The organism is Tessaracoccus sp. ZS01 (assembly GCF_022342445.1).
Taxonomy (GTDB): domain Bacteria; phylum Actinomycetota; class Actinomycetes; order Propionibacteriales; family Propionibacteriaceae; genus Arachnia.
Genome location: NZ_PQFE01000014.1, coordinates 1 through 17,883 on the forward strand (window position 1 = coordinate 1; position 17,883 = coordinate 17,883).

Annotated in this window: 16 protein-coding genes and 1 other RNA gene; 13 read left to right on the forward strand and 4 right to left on the reverse strand. The window is 69.8% G+C overall.

The features are described from left to right. Positions 1-286: 286 nt before the first annotated feature. Both C3E87_RS11305 and C3E87_RS11310 read right to left on the reverse strand, forming a co-directional pair. On the reverse strand, positions 287-1,636 hold the full coding sequence (locus C3E87_RS11305; RefSeq protein ID WP_076062905.1) for a Na+/H+ antiporter family protein: 1,350 nt from the start codon (positions 1,634-1,636) through the stop codon (positions 287-289). Positions 1,637-1,712: 76 nt separating this feature from the next. Beyond that, entirely contained in the window at positions 1,713-2,687 is a 975-nt protein-coding gene (locus C3E87_RS11310) for an asparaginase (protein WP_076062907.1), read from the reverse strand. A 127-nt stretch (positions 2,688-2,814) separates the two neighbouring features. On the opposite strand from C3E87_RS11310, the gene ffs reads away from it, so the two are divergent. The 5 genes from ffs (at position 2,815) to C3E87_RS11335 (ending at position 7,014) form a co-directional block, all read left to right on the forward strand. After that, positions 2,815-2,911, forward strand: an RNA gene (gene ffs / locus C3E87_RS11315) — signal recognition particle sRNA small type. A 13-nt stretch (positions 2,912-2,924) separates the two neighbouring features. After that, positions 2,925-5,177, forward strand: a complete 2,253-nt coding sequence (locus C3E87_RS11320; RefSeq protein ID WP_369819271.1) for a DNA polymerase III subunit gamma and tau — start codon at positions 2,925-2,927, stop codon at positions 5,175-5,177. Between the two features lie 58 nt (positions 5,178-5,235). Beyond that, complete coding sequence (locus C3E87_RS11325) at positions 5,236-5,559, forward strand: YbaB/EbfC family nucleoid-associated protein (RefSeq protein ID WP_076062911.1); 324 nt, start codon at positions 5,236-5,238, stop codon at positions 5,557-5,559. Continuing rightward, the gene (recR, locus tag C3E87_RS11330) at positions 5,560-6,177 is read left to right on the forward strand and encodes a recombination mediator RecR (protein WP_076062914.1); all 618 of its coding nucleotides are present in this window, start codon (positions 5,560-5,562) and stop codon (positions 6,175-6,177) included. Between the two features lie 78 nt (positions 6,178-6,255). Next, complete coding sequence (locus C3E87_RS11335; RefSeq protein ID WP_076062916.1) at positions 6,256-7,014, forward strand: VOC family protein; 759 nt, start codon at positions 6,256-6,258, stop codon at positions 7,012-7,014. A 9-nt stretch (positions 7,015-7,023) separates the two neighbouring features. On the opposite strand, the gene C3E87_RS11340 is transcribed toward C3E87_RS11335, so the two are convergent. Next, complete coding sequence (locus tag C3E87_RS11340; protein ID WP_076062919.1) at positions 7,024-8,178, reverse strand: PLP-dependent aminotransferase family protein; 1,155 nt, start codon at positions 8,176-8,178, stop codon at positions 7,024-7,026. A 213-nt stretch (positions 8,179-8,391) separates the two neighbouring features. Here C3E87_RS11340 and C3E87_RS11345 point away from each other — a divergent pair, with 213 nt between their 5' ends. From C3E87_RS11345 to C3E87_RS11365, 5 genes are all read left to right on the forward strand, one after another. Beyond that, positions 8,392-10,443, forward strand: coding sequence for a PhoX family phosphatase (locus tag C3E87_RS11345; protein ID WP_083665610.1), 2,052 nt, complete (start codon positions 8,392-8,394; stop codon positions 10,441-10,443). Between the two features lie 67 nt (positions 10,444-10,510). Beyond that, the gene (locus tag C3E87_RS11350; protein WP_198928300.1) at positions 10,511-11,437 is read left to right on the forward strand and encodes an aminoglycoside phosphotransferase family protein; all 927 of its coding nucleotides are present in this window, start codon (positions 10,511-10,513) and stop codon (positions 11,435-11,437) included. A gap of 38 nt (positions 11,438-11,475) precedes the next feature. Then, entirely contained in the window at positions 11,476-12,402 is a 927-nt protein-coding gene (locus C3E87_RS11355; RefSeq protein ID WP_076062922.1) for an ABC transporter ATP-binding protein, read from the forward strand. Continuing rightward, positions 12,399-13,235, forward strand: a complete 837-nt coding sequence (locus C3E87_RS11360; RefSeq protein WP_076062924.1) for an ABC transporter permease — start codon at positions 12,399-12,401, stop codon at positions 13,233-13,235. The genes C3E87_RS11355 and C3E87_RS11360 overlap by 4 nt, the downstream gene beginning before the upstream one ends. Then, positions 13,232-14,053: an ABC transporter permease gene (locus C3E87_RS11365; protein ID WP_076062927.1), complete on the forward strand. Its 822-nt coding sequence runs from the start codon at positions 13,232-13,234 to the stop codon at positions 14,051-14,053. Before C3E87_RS11360 ends, C3E87_RS11365 begins: the two co-directional genes overlap by 4 nt. A gap of 2 nt (positions 14,054-14,055) precedes the next feature. Here the strand turns inward: C3E87_RS11365 and C3E87_RS11370 are convergent, their stop codons facing one another. Beyond that, positions 14,056-14,871 carry an HAD-IIA family hydrolase gene (locus tag C3E87_RS11370; protein ID WP_076062930.1) on the reverse strand — a complete coding sequence of 272 codons (816 nt, stop codon included), beginning with the start codon at positions 14,869-14,871 and terminating at the stop codon, positions 14,056-14,058. Positions 14,872-15,061: 190 nt separating this feature from the next. On the opposite strand from C3E87_RS11370, the gene C3E87_RS11375 reads away from it, so the two are divergent. The 3 genes from C3E87_RS11375 to C3E87_RS11380 all read left to right on the forward strand — a co-directional run bounded on the left by C3E87_RS11375 (position 15,062) and on the right by C3E87_RS11380 (position 17,771). After that, positions 15,062-16,132: a glycerol-3-phosphate dehydrogenase gene (locus C3E87_RS11375; protein WP_076062933.1), complete on the forward strand. Its 1,071-nt coding sequence runs from the start codon at positions 15,062-15,064 to the stop codon at positions 16,130-16,132. Between the two features lie 147 nt (positions 16,133-16,279). Then, entirely contained in the window at positions 16,280-16,411 is a 132-nt protein-coding gene (locus C3E87_RS14690) for a hypothetical protein (RefSeq protein WP_255362924.1), read from the forward strand. Further along, entirely contained in the window at positions 16,401-17,771 is a 1,371-nt protein-coding gene (locus C3E87_RS11380) for a sn-glycerol-1-phosphate dehydrogenase (RefSeq protein ID WP_076062936.1), read from the forward strand. Before C3E87_RS14690 ends, C3E87_RS11380 begins: the two co-directional genes overlap by 11 nt. Positions 17,772-17,883: the final 112 nt, after the last annotated feature.

A 17,883-nucleotide genomic window follows, 5' to 3' on the forward strand; every position in this document is an offset into this window, starting at 1 on the left:
GTGTGGGTGTGGGGGAGGCCGCCAGCGGTGGCAGTTCCCCCGGCGGGGTGGGGTTGATTTCTTCAGCGGTCGCGAACGGTGCGACCAGTGTCATCGCCAAGGCAGCGACTGCGACCCCCAACAGCTTCTTACGCATTTCGAGCTTCCTCCCAGGCAAACATCGTTGCCAATCGTAAACGGCGCCGCGGTCATTTCCTAACCCCGGGCGGCCAGGGCCTTCATCGACTAATACGCGGTGGCCGGCCAGAAGGTTGCAGAGCCGGCGGAGGGATTTTCCGCCCGAGCGTCAGAGCACCATCGCCGCGACCCAGCCGGCGGCCAGGAGGGGCAGGTTGAAGTGCAGGAAGGTGGGGATGACGGTGTCGCGGATGTGGTCGTGCTGGCCGTCGGCGTTGAGGCCGGCCGTGGGGCCCAGCGTCGAGTCCGACGCGGGCGAGCCGGCGTCGCCGAGGGCACCTGCGGTGCCGATGATCGAGACGGTCGCCAGCGGTGAGAAGCCCAACGCCAGGCAGAGCGGCACATAGATGGCGGCGATGATGGGCAGCGTCGAGAACGAGCTGCCGATGCCCATGGTCACGAGCAGGCCGACGAACAGCATGGCGAACGCGGCCATGCCGCGGTTGTCGCCGAAGAGCTCCGAGGTGCCCTCGACGAGCGGGCCGATCTCGCCCGTGGCCTGCATGACGGCCGCGAAGCCCTGCGCCGAGATCATGATGAAACCGATGAGCGCCATCATCTTCATGCCGCCGGTGAACACGTGCTCGGCGTCGGTGAACTTCACGGCGCCGGTGACCACGAAGATGCAGAGACCCACCAGCGCCCCAACGAGCAGCGAGTCCGCGGCCGAGTCGATCAGCGTCAGCCAGGTCTGGATGGCGAAGCATGCGACGATCGCCACCAGCGCGATGAAGACCTTCTTCCTGTCGATCACCTTCGGCGCCTCCACGTCCACGACGGCGGTCGTGTCGTAGGCCCGCGGCCTGCGGTAGGTGACGCCGACGGCGAGGGCCAGGCCGATGACCATGCCGAGCGCCGGGATCCACATGGCCTGCATGACCGGCACGTCGCTCACGTCGAGCCCGGACTTGTTGATGTTGCCGTAGAGGATGTCGTACAGGAAGATCTTGCCGAAGCCGATGGGCAGGAACATGTAGGTGGTGACCAGACCGAACGTCAGCACGCACGCCATGGCGCGGCGGTCGAGCCGCAGCCGGTTCATGACCACCAGGAGCGGGGGGATCAGCAGCGGGATGAACGCGATGTGCACGGGGATCAGGTTCTGGCTCATGATCGCCATCGCCAGCACGCCGGTGAGCATGCCCCACTTTGCCCAGGCAACCACCTTCTGCGAGGTGGACATGTCGGCGCTGTCGAGCTTGGCGATGAACCAGTTCGCGAGCAGCTGCGGCAGGCCGGAGTGCGCCACGGCCATGGCGAACGCGCCCAGCAGCGCGTAGCTCAGCGCGATCTTCGCGCCCCCGGCGAGGCCGTCCTGGAAGGCCACCATCGTCGCTTCGAGGCCCAGCCCGGCGGTCAGGCCGCCGACGAGGGCGCCGAGGAACAGCGCCAAGACCACATGGACGCGCAGTACCGACAGGATCAGCATCACGAGGACGGACAGCACGACGGCGTTCATGGGCAGCCTTCGGGGGCTAGGTGACAGGGGGCCGGGGAGAATCTTAAGTGCCAGGTGCCTCCGGCGCCGCACCGGGTCAGGCGTCGAGTTCCGCCAGCGCTGCCAGCAACTGCTGCGACGGCGCGAGGTGGCCCACCTTGTCGCCGTGGCCCAGCACGGGCTCGGGGTCGAGCGCTTCGAGGGCCGCCGTCGTGTGGCCGAGCGCCTTCAGGACCGCGACCGCCACGGGCACGGTGCCGCGGTGGCGACCGTCGGTGATCTTGATGGCGATTCCCGTGCCGTCGGGCAGGCCGAGCGCCAGGGTGCCCTCTGCGCCGGCCTTGCAGATGAGGCCGGGGACCTCACGGTGGTAGACGACCTCGTCGCGCCGGGTGCCCGACGCGAACTCGGGGTGGGCGCGGAAAGCGTCTGCCAGCCGCCGCTCGGGGCCATCCGTCGCGCCGGCGAGCTTCCCGAAGGCGCGCGCCAGCCCGGTGAGGCTGGTGGGGAAGGCGGGGGCGCCGCAACCGTCGACGACGGGGTCGCCCACCGGCGCACCGGTCTGGACCGCCAACTCCTCGCGGATGGCCACCTGGAGGGGATGGTCCGGGTTCCGGTACGTGTCGGTGGGCCAGCCGGCGCGCACGCAGGTGCGCAACATGGCCGAGTGTTTCCCGGAGCAGTTGTGGGCGATCGCCTCCGCGCCCCTGCCCTGTGCGAGCCAGGCGTCGAGGGGGACGCGGGAGGGGAAGGCGAGCGTGGTCTGCAGGTGCGCGGGGGAGAGGCCGGCGCCCTCGAGGACGCGGTGGGCGCCGTCGACATGGATGGGCTCGCCGTCATGCGAGGCGCCCGCGAGCGCGAGCTCGGAGCCTTCGACGTCGAGCCCGTGGCGCAGCATGGCCACGGCTTGGATGGGTTTGACCGCTGAGCGGGCGAGGAACGGGGTGGAGGCGTCCCCCAGCGCGAGGCGCACGCCGTCGGGGCCGGTGATGGCGACCGCCCCGTGGTGGATCGCTTCGAGGTAAGGGCCGCGCCACACCTCGGCGAGCGCGGGATCGAGACTGCTGACCATCCCGCCACCCTGCCACCGCCGCCGGAAAGACCCCAAATCCAGATTCGGGGCACCGGACCGCCCCACATCTGGATTCGGGGGGAAAACCGCCGAAGTGAAGCGCCGGTCAGGATGGGGTAGAGTGATCCAAGGTTCCTCGCGCGGCGGTAACTCGCCCAACTCCCCCAGGGTCGGAAGGCAGCAAGGGTAAGTGAGCTCTTCCGGGTGCGCGAGGGGCCCTTTTTCTTTGCCCGGTGAATGTCCGGAGGCTGCAATAGGGTGGGAATCGTGGACGACGAGTACATCGAAGAAGACGAGTACGCCCCCATCGCTGATGAGGGTCCCGGCTCCGAGCCCATGGACGGGCCCAGCCTGTTCGACGATGAGCCGGCGCCCGGTGCCATCCCTGAGCAGACGGGCCCCAGCCTCTTCGCGGAGGTGGAGCCGGACGTGGAGCCTGAGCTGCCGGCCGTGACGCACGTGCCGCCGTCGAAGCTCGACCACAGCCCGCGCATCGAGGCTCCCGCGGCACCGCTGGCGCTCTACCGCCGCTACCGTCCGGATTCGTTCGCTGACGTGATCGGCCAGGAGCACGTCACCGTCCCCCTGCAACGCGCCCTGAAGAACAACCGCGTCAACCACGCCTACCTGTTCTCCGGCCCCCGAGGCTGCGGCAAGACCACCTCGGCGCGCATCCTGGCGCGCTGCCTCAACTGCGTGGAGGGCCCCACGGACACCCCGTGCGGGATCTGCCAGTCCTGCGTGGACCTCGCCCGCGGTGGCCCCGGGTCCATCGACGTGATCGAGATCGACGCGGCCTCGCACGGTGGCGTCGACGACGCACGTGACCTGCGCGAGCGCGCCTACTTCGCGCCTGTGGCCAGCCGCTACAAGATCTACATCGTCGACGAGGCCCACATGGTCACGACGGCGGGCTTCAACGCGCTGCTCAAGCTCGTGGAGGAGCCGCCGCCGCACGCCAAGTTCATCTTCGCCACGACGGAGCCGGAGAAGGTCATCGGCACCATCCGCTCCCGCACGCACCACTACCCGTTCCGGCTGGTGCCGCCGAAGGTGCTGAGTGACTACCTGGCCAGCATCTGTGACGCCGAGGGCGTGGCGGTGGACCGCACCGCGCTCCCGCTCGTGGTGCGCGCAGGCGCTGGTTCGGTGCGCGATTCGCTGTCGGTGCTGGACCAGTTGCTCGGCGGGGCCAACGATGAGGGCGTCAGCTACTCGCAGGCCGCCGCGCTCCTGGGCTACACGCCGGATGCGCTGCTCGACGACATCATGGACGCCTTCGCCGCCGGCGATTCCGCAGGTGTCTTCCACACCATCGACAAGGTCATCGAGGTGGGCCAGGACCCCCGGCGCTTCGCCGAAGACCTGCTGCGCCGGCTCCGTGACCTGGTGATCCTGGCCGCCGTGCCGGAAGCCGCCACCAACGGCCTGCTCGAAGTGGCGGCAGATCAGGCGCAGCGCCTCGCCACGCAGGTGGCGGGGATGGGCTCGGGCGAGCTGACGCGCGCCGCAGAAGTGATCGCCACCGGCCTCACGGAAATGCGCGGCACGACGGCGCCCCGGCTCCACTTGGAGTTGATGTGCGCCCGCGTCCTCCTACCGGGTGCGGACGCCGACGAGCGCGGCCTGCACGCCCGGATGGACAGGCTCGAGCGCCGCGTCGGCATGATGGGCAGCGGCGAGGCAGCCCCCGTCGAAGACTGGCAGGACACCGGTGCGGCCCGCCCGCGGCAGCCCGAGCGGCCGCGCGCGGCTGAGCACGAGCGCCAGCGTCCGGCGCCCGCACCCGCCGAGGAGGCGGCGGTCTCTGAACAGCAGGGGCCCACGCCCGAGCAGCCCGCCCAACGTCCCGCTCCAGCTCAACGTCCCGTGGCCGAGCAGCCCGCCGCGGCCCAGCAGCGCCCGGCCCCCGAGCAGCGACCGGCTCCTGAGCAGCGGCCCGCCCCGCAGCCGGAGGCCGCCCCGGAGCCTGCCGTGCAGCAGCGGCGCCCCGCTTCCCAGGGACAACTCACCGCTGCCGAGCTGCGGCGGGTCTGGCCCAACGTGCTCGACGAGGTCAAGCGCCGCCGTCGTTTCACGTTCATGCTGCTCAGCAACCACGCCCAGGTGGTCGACATCACCGACGGTGCCCTCGTGCTCGGCTTCGATGCGCCCGGCCCCCGGGAGAACTTCGGTTCCGGCGGTAGCGCCGATGTGCTGGCGGACGCGCTCATCGAGGTGATCGGCGTCGAGCTGCGCATCCAGTCGGTGCTGGCCAGCGGCGAGCAGGACGCCCGCCCGGCGCAGCGGCCCCAGGGCGCACCCGTCGCCCCGGTGGAGCCTGATCCGCACCCGGAGCCGCAGGAGCGCGACCGCATGGAGCCGCCCCCGCCGTCGGAGCAGGTGTCGGCGGACGACGCGGTGCTCGACGCGGGCCACAACGCTGAGGAACTGCTCAGCACAGCGTTCGGCGCCGAGGTCATCTCGGTGCGGGATGCCGACGACGACTGATCCCGGCCATCCGGCAGGGCTTCTATGCTTGTAACCGACCCCCACTCAGGAGTGACACATGTTTGGTGACTTTGACATCAACGCGCTGATGCAGCAGGCGCAGAAGCTGCAGACAGACCTGCAGGCGGCGCAGGAGGAACTGGGCAACCAGTCGTTCACCGGCACCGCCGGCGGCGGGCTCGTCAGCGTCACCCTGAGCGGCAAGGGCGACATGCAGGAGGTCGAGATCCAGCCGGCCGCGGTGGATCCCGACGACATCGAGACGCTGCAGGCCCTCATCGTGGCCGCGTTCCGCTCCGCCAGGGCAGAGGTGGACGCAGCCACGGCCGCCACGCTTCCCGAACTCCCCACCATGCCCGGCATGCCGGGCTTCGGGGGCTGAGTGTACGAAGGCGCAATCCAGGAACTGATCGATGAGCTGAGCCGGCTGCCGGGCATCGGTCCGCGCAGCGCGCAGCGCATCGCGTTCCACCTCCTCGATGCACCTGAGGAGGACGTCTACGCGCTTGCCGACACGCTCCGCAGGGTCAAGCAGCTCGCCCGCTTCTGCGAGGTGTGTTTCAACGTTTCGCAGGAGGAACGCTGCCGCATCTGCCGCGATCCCCGGCGCGACCGCTCGCAGTTGTGCGTCGTGGAGGAATCCAAGGACGTGGTGGCCATCGAGCGCACCAACGAGTTCCGGGGGCTCTACCACGTGCTGGGCGGATCCATCTCGCCCATCGAGGGCCGCGGCCCGGCAGACCTCCACACCCGCGAGTTGTTCCAGCGCCTCGCCGACGGCGAGGTGCAGGAGGTCATCCTCGCCACGGATCCCGACACCCAGGGTGAGGCCACCGCGTCGTACCTGAGCCGCATGCTCAATGATTTCGGTGTCCGCGTGACCAGGCCGGCGTCCGGCCTGCCCGTCGGCGGAGACCTGGAATACGCGGACCAGGCAACGCTGAGCAGGGCGTTCGAGGGCCGCCGCATCCTCATCGAACGGCACGCACCAGCCGGGTGACGAAGGCTATGGACCTGCCCCACCCGTCGGCTTAGGCTGCTCAGTGAGCCACCGGGCTCACGATGAGAAGGGCCAACGATGACCGACACCACTCTCAAGGGCGCGCCCATCTGGGTCGAGCTCTACGCGCAGGACCTCCCCAAGGCGCAGACCTTCTACGGCAGCCTGTTCGGCTGGCGGTTCGACAACTCCGGCGAGGAGTACGGCAATTACCACATGATCATGCGCGGTGACGAGGTCGTCGGCGGCGCCATGGTGCAGCAGCCCGACATGGGCATCCCCACCTGGTGCGTCTACCTCCGCTCAGACGACATCCGCGCCATGACGGAGCGGGCCAGGCAGGCGGGCGGCGAGATCCACGTCGAGCCCATGGAGATCCCCGGGCAGGGCACGATGGCGTTCCTCAGCGACTCCACCGGGGCCGCCCTCGGCGCCTGGCAGAGCGACACCGTCGCCATCCAGGCGAAGGACAAGCCGGGCGCCCCCGTCTGGTTCGAACTCATGACCGGCAACTACGACGAGGCCCTGACGTTCTACCGCGACGTCTTCCAGTGGGACGTGCAGCCCGTGGGTGACCAGGGGATGGAGTGGCGGTACTCCACCAACGGGCAGGGCGACGACGCGGTGGCCGGCCTGTGCGACGCCTCGGAGTTCATCCCCTCCAAGGTGCCCGTGTCCTATTGGCGCGTCTATTTCTCGGTGGCGGATACCGACGAGGCGATCGGCAGGATCCAGGAACTGGGCGGGCGGCTCGTCGACGGGCCGATGGAGTCTCCCAACGGGCGGGTGGCCACCGTGGAGGACGATCAGGGCGTCCAGTTCCAGATCGTCGACTGAGCGCGGCCTTCAGCGGAACGTGAGTTCGCGGTCCGTCGAGGAGGCGCGACGGCGGGCCCGGGCCAGCCGCCGGCGTAGGCCGCCGTCGGCCAGGTAGGCGGCGACGGCGCGTTGCAGCAACAGCGGGGGAGCGGCGCCCGTCGCGTCGGCCGCGCCGACGATCTCGGCATGCCACGACGGCGGGGCCAGCAGGTAGCCGGTGCCCACTCCCCGCCCGATGACCGCCGCGAACGTGCCCAAGTGGGCCACGACGGTGGGGTCCAGGCTCCACAGCGTGGGCAGCGGCGGGCCCAGGTGGCGGCGTTCGGAGTCGAAGTCGTCCTCCACCAACACCACGCCCTCGTCGCGCGCCCAGGTGATCATGGCCTGCCGGTGGCGTGCGGACAGCGCGCCGCCGTCGGGGTACTGGTGATTGGGTGTGACGATGGCCAGGTCGATGGGGGAGCGGCGGTGGGCGCGGCTCAGTGCCTCCAGGTGCGGGCCCGCCGCGCCGACGGGCAGCGCCGCGGTGTCCACGTCCGAATGTTCCAGCAGCCGCCGCAGACCCGGGAAGCCGGGGGATTCGACGGCGACCCTCGGGCGCCTGCCCGCCCGTCGCGCCGCCACGGCGAGCAGCAACGACAGCCCGGAGCGCGCACCGGAGGTCACCGTGATGCGGTCCGCCTCCACCACCACCCCGCGCATGTGGCGCAGGTGTTCGGCCACCGCCTCGGCCAGCGCGGGGACCGGCTCGTCCGTCACTGCCCGCCGCCAAGCGCTGCGCCAGGCCGCGTCGTCGGGCCAGGCCCCGCCGTTGGAGGCCGTGAGCAAGTGGATGGGGTCACGGTTGATCGCGGCCCGTTTTCCCGCGTGTCGGGGCGACGACCCCATCCACTTGCTCGCGGTGGGGGCCGAAACCGAGCGCAGGTCCGGGTTGACGACGGTGCCGGAACGGTCGCGGGCCACGAGGTATTCCTCGGCGACGAGTTGATCGTAGGCAGCCGCGACGGTGCCGCGCGAGACGCCCAGGGCGACGGCGGCCGCGCGCGTCGACGGCACAGTCTCGCCCGGGAGCAGGGAGCCAAGGGCGACGAAGTCGCGGATTCCGGCCGCCACCTGCACGGGCAGGGGCGCGGCGCCTGGGGAGCGGTCCAGCGCAAGTTCGCGGAACGCGTCGATGTGCATGCCCGCAGCCTACCGACTGGCCCATCGTTTCCTTGGTCACCACGCACTCCACCGGTCCAGGCTGCCCCGCTGTGGACGGTGGCTGCCCGCGGCCGGCCGATGGTCCCGGTCGTCCACAACTGTTCACCCATCGGTCACCTGGACGACCGGATTCTGCCCATCTGGTCCGATGGGATAGCTGTGCCCGATCGCCTACCACCCAAGGGGTTTCGAATGAAGCGTCTACTTCCCATGCTCGGCCACACCCGCGGCAACCGCTCGCCCATCACCTGCGAACTGAAGTGCGGCAACGCCTGTTCGCACCCAGAGCCGAACACCACTGGGAACGAGTCGTTCCGCGACATCGTCTCGGCCGTGTTCTCCCGCCGTGCCGCACTGGGCGGCGCCGCAGGCATCACCGGCGCCCTCGTCGTGTCGCACGTCACCGCCGGTACCGCCGCCGCGGACAACGGCGTGCTTCCGCAGGGCGGCGGGAAGCTCCCCTTCGAGGCCATCGCCCCGGTGCCGCGCTCTGTGGACACCGTCACTGTGCCCCGCGGCTACCGCTGGGACCCGATCATCCGGTGGGGCGACCCGATCTTCGCCGACGCCCCGGATTTCGACATCGAGAACCAGACCGGCGTCGCGCAGGCCCAGCAGTTCGGCTACAACTGCGACTACCTCAACGTCATCTCTGACGGCGGCAACGACCGTTCGGGCTACCTCGTGTGCAACCACGAGTACACCAACGAAGGCATCATGTTCTCCGACGCCTTCCGCCTCGGAAACGCCAAGGAGGTCGTCGATATCGCCCTGGCCGCCCACGGATTCTCGGTGGTCGACCTGCAGCGCGACAAGCAGGGTCAGCCCTGGACGTACGTGCGAGCCGGCCGTCGCAACCGGCGCATCACCGGCTTCACGCCGTTCTCGGTCTCCGGCCCCGCCGCCGGCTCAGACTTGCTGAAGACCGCCGACGACCCCACCGGCACCCTCGTCGAGGGCACCCTCAACAACTGCGCCGGCGGCACGACCCCGTGGGGCACCGTCCTCTCCGGCGAGGAGAACTTCAACCAGTACTTCCGCGGCAACGGCTCGGCCGAGCACGCGCGCTACGGCATCGGCTCGGGCGCCACCGGCCGCGGCTGGGAGACGGTCTACCCCCGCTTCGACCTCCGCAACGAGGAGTACGCGAACGAGGGCAACCGCTTCGGCTGGATCGTCGAGATCGACCCGGAGGATCCCACCTCCACCCCGGTCAAGCACACCGCGCTGGGCCGCCTCAAGCACGAGGCCGGCACCTGCGTCATCGCGCCGTCGGGCCAGGCCGTCGTCTACTCCGGCGACGACGAGCGCCACGACTACGTCTACAAGTTCGTGTCGTCGCGCACCTTCGTCGAGGGCGACAAGCAACACAACATGCGCCTGCTCGAGGATGGCACGCTCTACGTGGCGCGCTACCACGGCAACTCGCCCGAGGCGGAGATCACCGGCGACGGCGACCTCCCGGCCGACGGCGCCTTCGACGGCTACGGCGAGTGGGTCCCGCTGGTACGCGGCTCCGAGTCGCTGGTGCCCGGTATGACCACGGAGCAGGTGCTCGTCTTCACCCGCCTCGCCGCGGACCGCGTCGGCGCCACCAAGATGGACCGGCCCGAGGACCTGGAGACCAACCCTGTTTCCGGCAAGGTCTACCTGGCGCTCACCAACAACTCGCGCCGCACCGCCGTCGACGAGGCCAACCCGCTGACCGCGAACCGCGACGGCCACATCGTCGAGATGGTCGAGGACGCCAACGACCACGCTGCCGAGAAGTTCAGCTGGAACATCCTGATGCTCTGCGGTGACCCCCGCACCTCGACCCGCACCTACTTCTCGGGCTACCCGGCCGACAAGGTGTCGCCGATCTCGTGCCCCGACAACATCGCCTTCGACTCCCTGGGCAACCTCTGGATCTCCACCGACGGTCAGCCCGGCACGTTGGGCCTCTGCGATGCCCTGCACAAGGTCACCGTCGACGGCCCGAACCGCGGCCGCGTCGAGCAGTTCCTCGCCGTGCCGTCGGCCTCCGAGACCTGCGGCCCGGTCATCCATGACCGCGACGACTCGGTCTTCGTCGCCGTGCAGCATCCGGGTGAGGACGGCAGTTGGGGCGCACACACCTCGCTGTGGCCGGACCAGCTCTCGGCCGGCGGCCCCGTCCAGGTGGGCGACAAGGTGGCGGCACCCCGCCCCTCCGTCGTCCAGGTGACCCGCACCTCGGGCAACCGTTCCGCCAAGATCAAGTAACACCCACCTGAGGGGGGCGGGCCGCTCCGGCGGCCCGCCCCTTTCGCATCCCGCTAGCGTGGGGCACGTGATCCCAGCTCCGTTCCGCGCACTGGTCGCCGGTCGCCCGGCCGACGTGCTCGGTGCGCGCCCCGTCGACGGCGACACCTGGCTGGCCCGGCTCCCCAAGCTCATCGACGAGCACCTGGCCCGCTGGGACCTCACGCCCGACGGCGACCCGTGGCACGGCGAGAACGCGCTGGTGCTGCCGGTGTTCCACGACGGGCAGCCCGCCGTCGTTAAGGTGGGCTGGCCACACCACGAGGCGGATCTCGAGCACCTGGCCCTGCGGCTCTGGGCCGGCCAGGGTGCCGTCCGGCTCATCGCTGCCAACCCGGCGGCCGACGCGCTCCTGCTGGAACGCCTCGACGCCTCCCGCCCGCTCACCTCAGCCTCCGTCCTGGAATCCTGCGAGACCATCGGCGGCCTGTTCTGCAGCCTCGACCGCGAGGGTTCGCCGCAGTTCCCGAGGATCGCGGACAAGGCCAGACGGTGGCGCGGCCAGCTGGCCGAGGCCGACCGCGCCGTTCCCCGACGCCTCGCGGAGCAGGCACTCAGCACGCTCGACGACCTCCTCGCCGCCCCCGTCCCCGGCCGGCTGGTGGACGAGGACCTCCACGACGCCAACGTGCTCGCGCCGCTGGGCCCGGCACGCGGCGACTGGCTCGCGATCGACCCCAAACCCGTCGTCGGGGAGTGGGCCTATGCCGTGGCCCCGGTGGTGTGGAACCGCCCCGAGGCGGCGGCCCGCGCGCATAACCTGCGGGCCCATGTGCGGCTGCGCGCCGACGTGGTGGCCGATGCCGCGGGGCTCGACCTCGACCGCGCCTACGCCTGGACCTTCGTCCGGTTGGTGCTCAACGCCGTCTGGGCGGCCGGATACGCGCCGGCCTCCGACGACTTCCGCGGCCGGATGATCACCCTGGCCAAAGCCTTCGCCGATCCGCCCGACTGACCCCCCGGTTTGTCCGGGGCAGGCTGTAGGTTTCTGGGGTGCCTACTCCAGTGATCTCCGCCCGTGGGCTGACGAAGCGCTACGGCAGCTTCACGGCCGTCGACGGCATAGACTTCGACATCGCGCCCGGCGAGTCGTTCGGGTTCCTCGGCCCCAACGGCGCCGGCAAGTCCACCACCATGCGCATGATCGCGGCCACGTCCACCCGCTCCGACGGCGAACTCAGCGTGCTGGGCCTCGACACCAACCGGCACGGGCCGGAGATCCGCGCTCAGTTGGGCATCGTGCCCCAAGGTGACCTCCTCGACGAGGAACTGCGCGTCATCGACAACCTCTACGTCTACGGCCGCTATTTCGGGCTGCCCCGCGCCTACGTCAGGGCACGGGCGGAGGAACTCCTCGACTTCGCGCAGCTCCGCGAGAAGCGCACCGCAAGGGTCGACGGGCTCTCCGGCGGCATGAAGCGCCGCCTCACCATCGCCCGCGGACTGATCAACAACCCCAAGGTGATGCTGCTCGACGAGCCCACCACCGGCCTGGATCCGCAGGCCCGCCACGTGCTGTGGGACCGCCTCTTCCGGCTGAAGGAGGAGGGCGTCACGCTGGTGGTGACCACGCACTTCATGGACGAGGCGGAGCAGTTGTGTGACCGGCTCGTCGTGATCGACAAGGGCAGGATCGTCGCCGAGGGTTCGCCACAGCAGCTCATCAGGCAGTACTCCACCCGCGAGGTGCTGGAGGTCCGCTTCGGTTCGGCGCGCAACCAGGCGGCCGCGGGGCAACTCGACGGGATCGGCGAGCGGCAGGAACTCCTGCCGGACAGGGTGCTGATCTACGCCGACAACGGAGAACACGCGCTGCAGTCCGTCGTCGAGCGGGGGCTGGAGCCCGTCACCTCGCTGGTGCGCAGGTCGTCGCTGGAGGACGTGTTCCTCCGCCTCACAGGCAGGAGCCTGATCGAATGAGCCTCACCACGGACAAGCCTGTGATCGACACCCGGCTCACGGCAGACCACCGCGTCGTCGCCCGCATGGGTTGGTGGGCGGTGGTGGAGCAGTGGGTGATGCACATGCGCGCCTACCTGGCCACGCTGCTGCTGACCGGGATCGGGTCACCGTTCATCTACCTCCTGGGCCTCGGCGCCGGGCTGGGGGTCCTCGTCGACGACGGCAAGGGCATCGAGGGCGTGCCGTACCTCACGTTCGTCGCGCCGGCGCTGGTGCTGGCCAGCGCGATGCAGGTGGCCTCGCAGGAGAACACCTTCGGCGTGTTCGGCGGCTTCAAGTGGAACAACCTGTTCAACGCCATGCGGTTGACCCCCATCACGCCTGGCCAGATGGCAGGCGGCTTCCAGGCTGCGGTCATGGTGCGTGTCCTGCCGATGATCGGGTTCTACCTGGTGGCGCTGCTGGTGTTCGGCATCGGCCGCTGGTGGGGCGTGCTGCTGCTGTTGCCCATCGGGCTGCTGCTCGCCGTGGCGGTGGGCTTCAGCGTGATGGCGTGGGTCTCCACGCAGAAGGACGAACGCGGCCAGTTGAGCTTCATCGAGCGGTTCATCATCGTGCCGCTCACCCTGTTCTCCGGCACCTACTTCCCGCTGGAGACGCTGCCCGGCTACCTGCAACCCATCGGCTGGGTGTCGCCGCTGTGGCACGCCGTCGAACTGGGCCGCACCGCCCTCTACGGCGCGCCCCTGACGCTGGGCATGGGCCTGATGCACGTCGGGTTCCTGACCGTCATGGCCGTCATCGGCGGGCTGCTGTCCGTGCGCCACTTCCGCAGGAGGTTGGACCAGTGAGCACAGATTCCCTCGCCCGGCAGACGCGCGTGCCGAAGGCGCTGCGCGGCATCTACCGCGGCAACACCCGCTCCGTGGTCGCCCGCGGCATGAAGGTGATCGCCCGCAACAACTACCTCGTCGTCCTGTCCGGCTTCTTCGAGCCGGTCTTCTACCTGCTGTCCATGGGCCTGGGCCTCGGCGCCCTGATCGGTGGCGTGGAGTTCTACGGCCGCGAGGTGCCCTACGCGGCCTACATCGCGCCGTCACTGATGGCGGTGTCGGCCATGAACGGCGCGCTGTACGACTCCACCACCAACGTGTTCTTCCGGATGCGCTACGGCAAGTTGTACGAGCAGATGCTGTCCACGTCGCTGGGCCCCATGGACGTGGCGCTCGGTGAGATCTTCATGGCGCTGTTCCGCGGGCTGCTCTACGCCAGCGGCTTCATGGTGGTCACCACGCTGCTCGGCCTCAACCTCTCGTGGACGGCGCTGCTGGCCATCCCCGCGGCGCTGGTCGTGGCCTGCGGTTTCGCCTCCGTGGGTCTCGCGGCGACGAGCTACATGACGTCGTTCCAGCACCTGGATCTGGTGTTCTTCGTGATGCTGCCGATGTTCCTGCTCTCGGCCACGTTCTTCCCCATCACGGTCTACCCGGAGGCGGTGCAGTGGGTGATCATGGCCCTGCCGCTCTGGCACGGGGTGGACATGATCCGCCAGTTGACGACGGGCCTGATCCAGCCCTCGATGTGGGCTCACCTCGGCTACTTCGCGGTGATGATCCTCATCGGGGTCACCGTCGCCACCAAGAGGCTCAGGGCCCTTTTCCTCCGCTGACGTCAGGGCCTCCCGGGCAGCAACTGATCGATGCGTTCGACGATGTAGGTGGGGCGGTTGTGTTCCGGCTGGGCCAGCACGTCGTCGACGGTCGACTCGCCGGTGAGCACCAGAGCCGAGGGCATGCCGCAGTCGATCGCCATCTGGATGTCCGTCATCAACCTGTCGCCGATCATCAGGGACCGGCTCAGGTCGACCTCGTCGTCGCCCAGCGCCGCCTCCACCATCAGCGCCGACGGCTTGCCCAGTGACACCTGGCACTTCACCCCCGTACACGCCTCGATGGCGGCGGTGATGGCCGCACAGTCCGGCTCGCCGCGACCCCCCGGGAACGGGCAGAACCGGTCCGGGTTGGTCTGGATGAGGATGGCCCGCTTGTGGAACCAGATGGCGTCGAAGGCGATCTGCAGCTTGCGGTAGTCGAAGCGGCGGTCGTAGGACGCCACCACGATGTCGACCTCTGCCGGGTCCTCCGTGAGGCGGAACCCGGCCTCCCGCAGCGCGCGCTGCAGCGGTTCCTCGCCGATCACGAACAGCGCCGCGCCTGGGTGGTGGTCGAGCAGCCACCGGGTGGTGGTCACCACGGTGTTGGCGATGTCCTCCAGCGGGGTGGGGAGGCCCAGCCGCTCCAGCTTCGCCTGGTACTGCTGCGGGTCCTTCGTGGGGTTGTTGGACAGGAACTTCACCACCCGTCCCGCCTCCCGCAGCTCCTCGATCACCCGTTTCGCGCCCGGCAGCAGGTCGTCGCCCAGGTAGATGGTGCCGTCGAGGTCGAAGACGTAGGCGTCGTACCACCCGGTGGGGGAGCTGAGCGTCATGGCGGGGTCCTTCTGATCGGTGTGCCTCCACAGTGCCAGCCCGGCGCTGTCCCACGCACCGGAATCACCCGGCCGTCTGCACGACGATGGGAGAAGCCCGTCCTCACCTCGCAATGACGACCCGGCCACAGTAGCGTCAGGGGCATCGACAAGCTCACGCATCGAGGCGTGGCAGCGGCAAAGGAGCAACATGGCGACGATCGCGGTTCTCGGCGCAGGCATCATGGCCAGCGCACTGGCCACCCCGCTGGCTGACAACGGCCACACGATGCGGTTGGTGGGCACGCATCTCGACCGTGAGATCATCGACTCCATCAAGAGCACCGGGGTGCATCCCAACCTCGGGCTCCCCCTTCCCGAGGGCACCACCGCCCACCAGTTCGAGGAGGCCGCCGACGCGTTCGACGGCGTCGACCTCGTGCTGAGCGGGGTCAACTCGTTCGGCGTCCACTGGGCGGGGCAGCAGCTCGCGATGCTGCTGCGGCCCGGCATGCACGTCATCGCGCTGGCCAAGGGCATGGAGGCCGACGACGAGGGCAACCTCACCATCCTGCCGCGGGTGCTGGCCGGCGAGCTACCCGAGGAACTGCGCAGCCAGGTGACCTTCTCAGCGATCGCCGGGCCGTCGATCGCCGGCGAGGTGGCCGTGCGCCGCCACACCTCCGTCGTGTTCACCGGCGACCGGCAGGAGGTCCTTGACATGTGGCGCGGCCTCTTCGCCACCGACGTCTACCACGTGTGGACCAACACCGACTTCGTCGGCGTCGAGGTCTGCGCCGCCACCAAGAACTGCTACGCGTTCGGCGCCGGCTTCATGAGCGGCATCCTCGACGCGATGGGCGACACTGCGGGAGAGCGCTACGTCAACTTCAACTACGGGGCGGCCCTGTTCGGCCAGGCCTCGATCGAGATGATCCAGTTCATGGACCTCCTCGGCGGCAGCCCCACCACGCCACTGGGCCTGCCCGGTATCGGCGACTGTTTCGTCACGTCGATGGGCGGCCGCAACGTGAAGTGCGGCCGGCTCGTCGGCAGCGGCCTCACCTTCAGCCAGGCGCGCGACCAGATGCCCGGCGTCACGCTTGAGGGCGCAGCGGCCATCGCCGTCATCGGGAAGGCCCTGGTGAAGCTCACGGACCGTGGGATCGTCGCGCCCGAGAAGTTCCCGCTGCTGCGGCACCTCTACGAGGTCGTCGGGCTGGACCGCCAGGTCAACGTCCCCTGGGATTCCTTCTTCGGCTCCAACGGCTCCGGCAACTGACCGCCCGGAACTGGGAAAGACAGGCACATCACCCGACAGGCCCGCGTTGTGCTCGCCTTTCGTCAACGGTGTGCCGCGCGTTGCCATAGCGTGGTTGGAGCATCGGTCAGTACACGACCACCTCGTAGAACGAGAGAAGGAACGAACATGGCATACGCCACCCGAGTCATCGAGGTCGCCAAGGACGCTCCTGCGTTCCCCGGCGAGAACACCCGGCGGGTCGACGCGACCCCCGCCCTCGCCCTCGGCGTCGAGGTGGTGTTCGGCCGTGACGAGTGAGACCCTCCGCGCGGCGCTGAACCGGGCCACCGACACGGTGGGCGCGGCCGTCGAGCGCGGGGCGCTCGCCCAGAGTGGTCGGCTCGTCGCCGCCCACCTCGGGGCCGGTCCGTTCCTCATCGTGGCTGACGAGAACACGTGGGCCGTGGCGGGGGAAGGGCTGACCGCCTCCCTGCGTGGGGCCGGGTGCGAGGTGGCTGAGCCGCTGGTCTTCCCCGGCCAACCGGCGCTGTACGCGTCCTACGACAACTGTCGGGAGATCCAGCGTGCGCTGACGTCCCAGGATGCGGCCACTGGTTCCCCGGGAACGCCGGGGACGCACCTGCCCATCGCGCTGGGCTCCGGCACGATCAACGACCTGGTCAAGCTGGCGGCGTTCGAACTCGGCCGCGACTACGCCGTCGTCGGCACCGCCGCCTCCATGGACGGCTACACCGGCGCAGGAGCCCCCATGACGGAGAACGGCGTCAAAGCCACCCGCAACTGCAAGGCCCCAGTCGTGGTCATCATGGACCTCGACGTGGTGGCCGCCGCGCCGCCCGCCATGACCGCCTCCGGCTACGGCGACCTCGTCGCCAAGATCCCCGGGGGCGCCGACTGGATCCTGGCGCACCACACCGGAGTGGAGCCCATCGACCGGGCCGTGTGGGACATGGTCCAGTCGGGCGTGGCGACGGCGTTGTCGCGCCCGGCGGAGTTGGCGGCCGGCAACGTCGAGGCCTTCTCCGGCCTGGTCGAGGGGCTCTGCCTCTCCGGCCTGGCCATGCAGGCCTACGACGGCACCCGACCCGCCTCCGGCGCCGAGCACTACTTCGCCCACCTGTGGGAGATCGAGGGGCTGGGCGCCCACCGCAATCCGCCACTGTCGCACGGCTTCAAGGTGGCCGTCGGTTCGCTGGCCATGTGCGCCTTCTACGAGGCCCTGCTGGCCCGCGACCTCACCGCGATCGACCTGCCCGCAGCGGCCGCCGCCCGCGCCCCGTGGAGCGAGATCGAGGCTGACATCCGCAGCCGCTTCACCGGTGCGCTGGCGGACCACGCCGCCCGCGAGACCCGTGCCAAGTACGCGGCCGGCGACGAACTCGTCGCACGCCTGCAGCCCCTGCTCGACCGATGGCCCGCCGTCGTGGACGAGTTGCGCGCCCAACTGGTCACCACCGCGGAACTCAGCACCATGCTGCGTGAGGCGGGTGCCCCGTCCCGGCCTGAGGACATCGGCGTGACGCGCGACGACGTGCGCACCATGTTCCCCAAGGCCATGTTCTACCGCTCCCGCTACACCGCCCTGGACGTGGCCTGGGAGCTCGGCATCTTCGACGACCTGGTCGCCGACGTCTTCGATTCCATCTGGAGTAAGTGACCGCTGGCGGTCCTCTCCGCCTCCTCCCCGGAGGCCCCCGCCGCTGTATTCGCGCTGGCCGACGAGGAGACCCGCGGCCTGGTCGCCTGACCGGACCCCTCCAGGGACGAGC